The organism is Hyphomonas sp., assembly GCF_041689225.1.
Classification (GTDB): Bacteria; Pseudomonadota; Alphaproteobacteria; order Caulobacterales; family Hyphomonadaceae; genus Hyphomonas.
On sequence record NZ_JBDNGN010000077.1, the window covers coordinates 1 to 6,480 of the forward strand.

Annotated in this window: 7 protein-coding genes; 4 read left to right on the forward strand and 3 right to left on the reverse strand. The window is 59.8% G+C overall.

Annotation, left to right across the window (positions count from 1 at the left end):
* A partial coding sequence (locus ACESNB_RS07365; RefSeq protein ID WP_373005832.1) for a pilus assembly protein TadG-related protein occupies positions 1–814 on the reverse strand: 814 nt, incomplete at its 3' end.
* 157 nt (positions 815–971) lie between these two features.
* Here ACESNB_RS07365 and ACESNB_RS07370 point away from each other — a divergent pair.
* A complete protein-coding gene (locus ACESNB_RS07370; RefSeq protein ID WP_373005834.1) occupies positions 972–1,766 on the forward strand; it encodes a thymidylate synthase in 795 nt (264 codons plus the stop codon).
* Between the two features lie 5 nt (positions 1,767–1,771).
* Here ACESNB_RS07370 and ACESNB_RS07375 read toward each other — a convergent pair whose 3' ends face one another.
* On the reverse strand, positions 1,772–3,772 hold the full coding sequence (locus ACESNB_RS07375) for a TonB-dependent receptor (RefSeq protein WP_373005836.1): 2,001 nt from the start codon (positions 3,770–3,772) through the stop codon (positions 1,772–1,774).
* Between the two features lie 141 nt (positions 3,773–3,913).
* Between ACESNB_RS07375 and ACESNB_RS07380 the strand changes: the two genes are divergently transcribed.
* Entirely contained in the window at positions 3,914–4,600 is a 687-nt protein-coding gene (locus tag ACESNB_RS07380) for an aquaporin (protein ID WP_373005838.1), read from the forward strand.
* A 4-nt stretch (positions 4,601–4,604) separates the two neighbouring features.
* Here ACESNB_RS07380 and ACESNB_RS07385 read toward each other — a convergent pair whose 3' ends face one another.
* Positions 4,605–5,270, reverse strand: a complete 666-nt coding sequence (locus tag ACESNB_RS07385) for a hypothetical protein (protein WP_373005840.1) — start codon at positions 5,268–5,270, stop codon at positions 4,605–4,607.
* Positions 5,271–5,426: 156 nt separating this feature from the next.
* Between ACESNB_RS07385 and ACESNB_RS07390 the strand changes: the two genes are divergently transcribed.
* Both ACESNB_RS07390 and ACESNB_RS07395 read left to right on the forward strand, forming a co-directional pair.
* A complete protein-coding gene (locus ACESNB_RS07390; RefSeq protein WP_373005842.1) occupies positions 5,427–5,963 on the forward strand; it encodes a dihydrofolate reductase in 537 nt (178 codons plus the stop codon).
* 113 nt (positions 5,964–6,076) lie between these two features.
* The coding region (locus ACESNB_RS07395; RefSeq protein WP_373005844.1) for an SMP-30/gluconolactonase/LRE family protein at positions 6,077–6,480 on the forward strand (404 nt) is incomplete at its 3' end.

Sequence of the window (6,480 nt, forward strand, 5' to 3'; positions counted from 1 at the left end):
CTTTGTCTTTGTCTTTGTCTTTGTCTTTGTCGTTGTCTTTGTCTTTGTCTTTGTCTTTGTCTTTGTCTTTGTCTTTGTCTTTGTCTTTGTCTTTGTCTTTGTCTTTGTCTTTGTCTTTGGTGCAGACGGTTTCGGTAATCGTCTTTGAAGCCGTGTAGGTGCGGACGTTGTTCTTATTGGTGACGGCTTTGAAATAGCTGCCGGCGTTGACCATCGTGTCATAGCTCGTCATTGCGAGGCGCACATCGTCCGACTTGGCGGTATCATACGCGGCTGGCAGCAATGTATCGACAGCCTCCAGGGCAGCGACCTTCAGGTCGGCCATCTTGCCGCTGTTACCCATCGAACCGGAGACGTCGAACACGAACGCGATCTCGACCTTGCCGATGCCGTAGGTCGAGCCGGAACTAACGCGAAAATCCATTGTCCGCTGCCCAAACAGGTTCGACAGAGTCGTTGGCTGCGAGCAGAAGATCGACGCATTGATGTCCTGGGAATCATCCTCGTATTCGAGGGCGATTCCTGCGCAGTCGAGCGAGGTGCTTTGCTGTTTCAACAAGGCCTTCACATAGGTATTGACGTCCTTGGCGACTTCCGCGCGGCTTGCGCCTTCCTGCATAGCGCGCGCACCGAAGATCACGGCGCTGTCGACGACTGCCTGGACCTTGTTCTTCTGAGTCAGCGTCATCTGCGTGTCGACGGCGACCCCGGCGATTGACAGGATCGGAATAACGGACAGCGCAAAGATGATTGCGACATTGCCGCGCGTTTCCGCGCGCCAGCGATTGGCCAGGCCTTTGACAAGATTTTTCATCGTGTTGTACCTTCCCCCTCTGGATTGGTCGTAGATACAGACACCGTGTATTTCATAAGATTCATTCAATTTGGTTTGAGCATGCGCGGAAAATTGGTCACGGCGGACAAGTTTGTGTTAATGGTTCTGGCCAACGAATCGCGCGAACGAGGCCCGCATGAGACAGTATCTTGACCTCCTGTCAGACATTTTGAAGCATGGTTCCGAACGGGCAGATCGCACTGGAACCGGCACAAAGGCCGTGTTCGGCCGCCAGATACGCTTTGATCTGGCTGACGGTTTCCCGATGGTCACGACCAAGAAACTCCACCTGCGCTCGATCATCATCGAGCTGCTCTGGTTTCTCAAGGGCGACACGAATATCCGCTACCTCAAGGATAATGGCGTATCGATCTGGGATGACTGGGCCGACGAGAACGGCGATCTCGGGCCCGTCTATGGTAAACAATGGCGCAGCTGGGCGGCGCCGGACGGCCGCGTAATCGACCAGATCCAGTGGGTTCTGGATGAAATCCGCACCAATCCGAACTCCCGCCGCCTCATCGTCTCGGCCTGGAATCCGGCCGATGTGAATGACATGGCCCTGCCGCCCTGCCATTGCCTGTTCCAGTTCAATGTCATGGACGGCAAGCTCAACTGCCAGCTTTACCAGCGTTCCGCCGACATCTTCCTCGGCGTGCCGTTCAACATCGCGTCCTATGCCTTGTTAACGCTGATGATGGCGCGCGCGACCGGCCTCAAGGCCGGCGAATTCGTCCACACGTTCGGCGATGCCCATCTCTATATGAACCATATCGATCAGGCGCAGCTGCAACTGACCCGAGAGCCTCGCCCTCTGCCGACGATCACCCTCAATCCCGACAAAACCGACCTGTTCGGCTGGGAGTACGAGGACTTCAAGGTCGAGAATTATACGCCCCATGCACATATCAAGGCGCCGGTGGCGGTCTAGCCCCGCTAGAACAGGAAACGGACGCCCGCGCGGATATTGCGTCCGGGCATCGGCACGCTGTCCTTCAGGACAGACGTCGCCGCGCGCACTTCCGCGTCACCGATATTGCGCGCCTCTATGAACAATTTGGTGCCCTCGCGGCCTGCCCCATAGCGCGCAATGTCAAGATCGGCATGCAGGTCTGCAGTGACATAGCCATCGGTCGGCAACAGGCCCGCGCCGGACGAATCCTGATCGCCTGCCCAGGTCAGCTTCGCGCCCAGTGCAAGAGCCCCCCAGTCGGCTTCTGCCCCGGCATTCAGCGTCACTGGCGGCACATAGGGCACGTCGCTGCCATCGTCGAATTCGGCGTTGACGAGATCAAGCCCCGCGTCGAATTTCCAGTCGGCCTTGAGCGGGCCGCCCAGCAATTGGTATTCGGCGAAGGCCTCGCCGCCTGTGAACTGCGCGTCCTGCTGGCGAAATACGAAGACCGGCAGGTCGTCGCGTTCCGCGCCTGTGGCCGCCAGATAGATGAAGTCGGAGAAATCAGTCAGGAACAGGTTCACCCCGAACCTCATTGTGTCGTTGTCCCAGCGCGCCGTGCCTTCCAGGTTCAGGCCGCGCTCCTTGCCAAGCGTCCTGTCGCCCACCTCGTATTGTTCCGTGGCAAGATGTGGCCCATCGGCAAACAGCTCACTCTGGTTCGGCGCCCGCTCGGCCCAAGAGGCCTGTGCCCCAAGGAACCATCCCGACGCCCAGTGTTGGTGAATGCCCGCCGACCCGCTGAACAGGTCGAAACTCACCTTGCCCGCGCTCTCATTGTCGAGATCGACCTGCTCCGCGCGGATACCGCCCTCGATGCCGAGGCCGCTGTCAAAGTCGTGGGTTTCATACAGGAAAACGCCGAGGCTTGTCGTATCGGTCGGCGTGATGAAGGCCTCGTCTCCAATTGCGTCGAGCGAACTGTCGGCATACTGCAAGCCCACCTCGCCTTCCAGCGGGCCCAGCACGTGCCCCGCCTCGATACGCCCTTCAAAGCCATTAGTCTTGAAGATGGTGCCCGGCTCGTCGGGGGCCTCGAACTCAGTATGTTCATAGTCTGCGACCGACCCGGAGGCGATGATCTTGGTGAGGAAACCATTGTCCACATTCAGGCCGCCACGAATATCGTAACGCGTCTGCGTGAGATCGATAAAAGCAGTCTCTTCCAGCGGCAGGCCGTATTGCGAACTCTGTTGGCGCACTGCGCCGCCAAGGAATCCCTTGTCGCCGATCCATGACAGGCCGCCGGCCACGGAATTGGTCTGCACGAACGAGTTCGGCAATTCACCGTCAGGCCCGGCCGGGTTGCCGGTCTCAGCCCGCAGTCGGTCCGACTGGGCTGGCACAGGGATATCATAATTGCCGAAATCACGCGTCGAGGCCGTCAGCGTTACCACGATAGGCCCATTGACCGCCTGGACCCGCGCGCCGCCCTCGGTACCCTCATTGACACTGTTGGTCGCACCATAGGCTTCACCGGCAAACGGACGCTTCGGCAGGTCTTCCATGATCAGGCCGTCTATTACGTTCACCACGCCGCCAATCGCCTGCCCGCCATAGACCAGGGCGGCCGGACCGCGCAGGATTTCGACCTTTTGCGCATCAATGCCGTCAGCGGCCACCTGGTGATCCGGGCTGGCGGCCGACACGTCGATCACGCCGATACCGTTGGTCAGCACTTGCACGCGTTCGGCGCCGAGGCCGCGCAGAACGGGTCGGCTTGCCCCCTGTCCGAAGGAGGTCGAGGCCACGCCCGGCTGGCGGTCCAGCGTATCGCCCAAGGTAGAGGCGAGCGCTTCGACAATTTCCTTGCGGTCGAGCGCAGCCACATTGCTGACCAGTTCGCCAGCTGTCCGTTGTGGCCCGGGCAAGGTGACGATGACCGTCTGTTCTATGCGGACTTCGTCCTCGGCTTGATCCTGGGCGTGGGCCATTCCGGCAATAAGCGGCGCGACCGCCACGGCAGCGAGGAGAAATTTCATGGGAGGAAACCTATTAATGTGATAAGATAACGTACGGTTCTTTTACCGCTCGCCCACCACCTGTCAATTGCCCAAAACGCCGAATTGACGCAAATTCCGTCCCCGACAGCACACAGTCGTCATGTCCTGGGAGGGAACACCATGAAAATTTTCGCCGCCGAGCTTGTCGGCACGCTTACCCTGATCCTGTTTGGTTGTGGCGCCGCCGTCCTTGCCGGAGAGCATGTCGGACAACTTGGAATCGCTTTCGCCTTTGGCCTCGCCATCGTGGCCATGGCCTATGGCATCGGTCCGATATCGGGGTGTCACGTCAACCCGGCCGTCAGCTTCGGCGCCTTTGTTGCCGGGCGCATGGACGGCAAGACCATGCTGACCTATTGGTTCGCCCAATTCATCGGGGCCACGATTGGCGCCGGCATTCTCTTCCTGATTGCCAGCGGCAAGGCAGACTATGATGTCGCCATCAACGGGCTTGGCCAGAACGGCTGGGGTCCGGGCTATCTCGGCGAATACACCCTGGCCGCCGCGATCGTCTTCGAGATCGTCGCGACCTTCCTGTTCCTCGTCGTGATCCTCGGCTCAACGCAGGCCGGCGCCCCGACTGCCATGGCGGGCCTGTCGATCGGCCTGACTCTGACCGCGATCCATATCGTCGGCATCCAGGTGACGGGCGTATCGGTCAATCCGGCGCGCAGTTTCGGTCCGGCGCTATTTTCCGGCGGACAGGCCATGTCGCAACTCTGGCTGTTCCTCGTCGCGCCTCTGGTTGGCGCAGGCCTTGCCGGCATGAAGTGCCGGATAGGCCTTCTCGACCAAGACGCCGCCTAGTGGTTCAGGCCTCGGCCGGGTCAACCAGGCCGAGGTCTTCCCGCCGCCGCATGATCATCGATACCGCGACGGCGCCCACCATCTTACCAATCACGAACACGACCCAATTGGCGACATGTAGCGAATTGCCAGGCTCGGCCCCGAACTCGATCTGCTTGGCGAGGTCGGCGCCGTACAGGAACACGGTCGTGTCCACCGGCGCCGCCAGCGCGCTCGACAACAGGATCCGCGTCGACAGCCGATACTTCGTGAACGTGAACATCAGCCAGTCGACGCCTTCGGAAATCGCGAAGGCAATACCGCTCGCCAGCGCAATGACCGGCCAAGCATAATAAAACGACCAGGCCACGGCCATCGCCATGACCGCCAGCACGCGGTGGCCCATCTCGCGTTGTACGAAATCGCGGATCACGAACACCATGCCGGTCACCACCGTCATCGGGTGCAGTGAAATACCCTGAGTCCAGGTCGCGCTTTTCTCGACAATCTGGAATTCCGGAATCACGCCGAACGACCAGTTCAGGAAAGGTATCAAAGCGACATACATCAAGGCCCATGCGCGGCCCTTGAGCATGTAGATCGCGGTGAATGTCAGGGCTAACGCAACTACGACCTGTATGAACTGACCGGGATTACCGTTGGTAATGATTGAAATAAATGAATTGATCACGCTTGAGCCCCATGCTGCGGTTCGTCACGCATAGCTGACAAATCCGGTTGCTTCGACCCAAAAATAACTGTTCCACATGCTTAACAAAGCAAGGCAGAAAACACCTAGCATTCACGACCGTCCAGAAGGGCCACGCCCCCGATTATGTATAATGATGTGAAACTCAGCCTGATTGTTGCCCGTGGCAGCAACAACGTCATCGGAGTCGCCGGGCAATTGCCGTGGCGCCTGAAGAGCGACCTGATGTTTTTCAAGACAGTCACGCGCGGCAACCCGATCATCATGGGCCGCAAGACCTGGGAAAGCCTGCCACGGCGCCCGCTGCCCGACCGCGAGAATATCGTCATGACCCGCGACTGGACCTATGACGCGCCCGGCGCGCGCGTCTATTCAAGTTTTTCACCAGCCGTGAACGCGGCCAAGGCCATCGCAGCCCGCGAAGGCAAGCGCGAAGTCTTCGTGATCGGCGGCGAAGCGATCTACAAGCTCGCCCTGCCACTGGCCGACCGGGTCTATGTCACCGATGTCGATGCGGCTCCGGACGGCGACGCCCATTTCCCGGTGCTCGCCGAAACTGAGTGGCTCGAAAAGACAACCGAGCATTTCGAGATCAGCGATGGCAATGATCACGCCTTCACCATCCGCCGGCTCGAACGGGTCCCGGCCATCAGTTTGGTCCGCACCGACGCCTGATACGCGCCGCCCCCTTCCCAAACCCTCACCCCACCGGTCCACTCCCCTCGGGGAACCCGTTGCCGCACCCCTGCGCCGCCCCTAATGTGCCTCCAAAACAAGGAGGAATGCGCATGGATTTCGAACTCTTGGCCAGCGGACTCGGCTTTCCCGAAGGTCCCGTCGTCATGTCCGACGGCAGCATTATTATCGTCGAAATCCAGAAGGGCGTTATCTCTCGTCACTGGGGTGGCGGAAAATCCGAAGTCGTCGCGACCCCCGGCGGCGGCCCCAACGGCCTCGCCATCGGCCCCGACGGCGCTCTCTGGTGCTGCAACAATGGCGGGTTCCTCTATCACGAAGTCGAGGGGCTCCTGATCCCCGGCAATTGCCCGGAAGACTATTCCGGCGGGCGGATCGAACGCATCGATCTGGCGACAGGCAAGGTCGAACGCGTACTCGACACGGTGGATGGCAATCCGCTGAAAGGCCCGAATGACCTCGTTTTCGACAATGCCGGGAACCTCTATTTCACCGA

Excerpts from the sequence above, each read along its gene's own strand:
- ACESNB_RS07375 (WP_373005836.1), bottom strand. The coding sequence starts at position 3,772 with ATGAAATTTCTCCTCGCTGCCGTGGCGGTCGCGCCGCTTATTGCCGGA.
- ACESNB_RS07380 (WP_373005838.1), top strand. The coding sequence starts at position 3,914 with ATGAAAATTTTCGCCGCCGAGCTTGTCGGCACGCTTACCCTGATCCTG.
- ACESNB_RS07370 (WP_373005834.1), top strand. The coding sequence starts at position 972 with ATGAGACAGTATCTTGACCTCCTGTCAGACATTTTGAAGCATGGTTCC.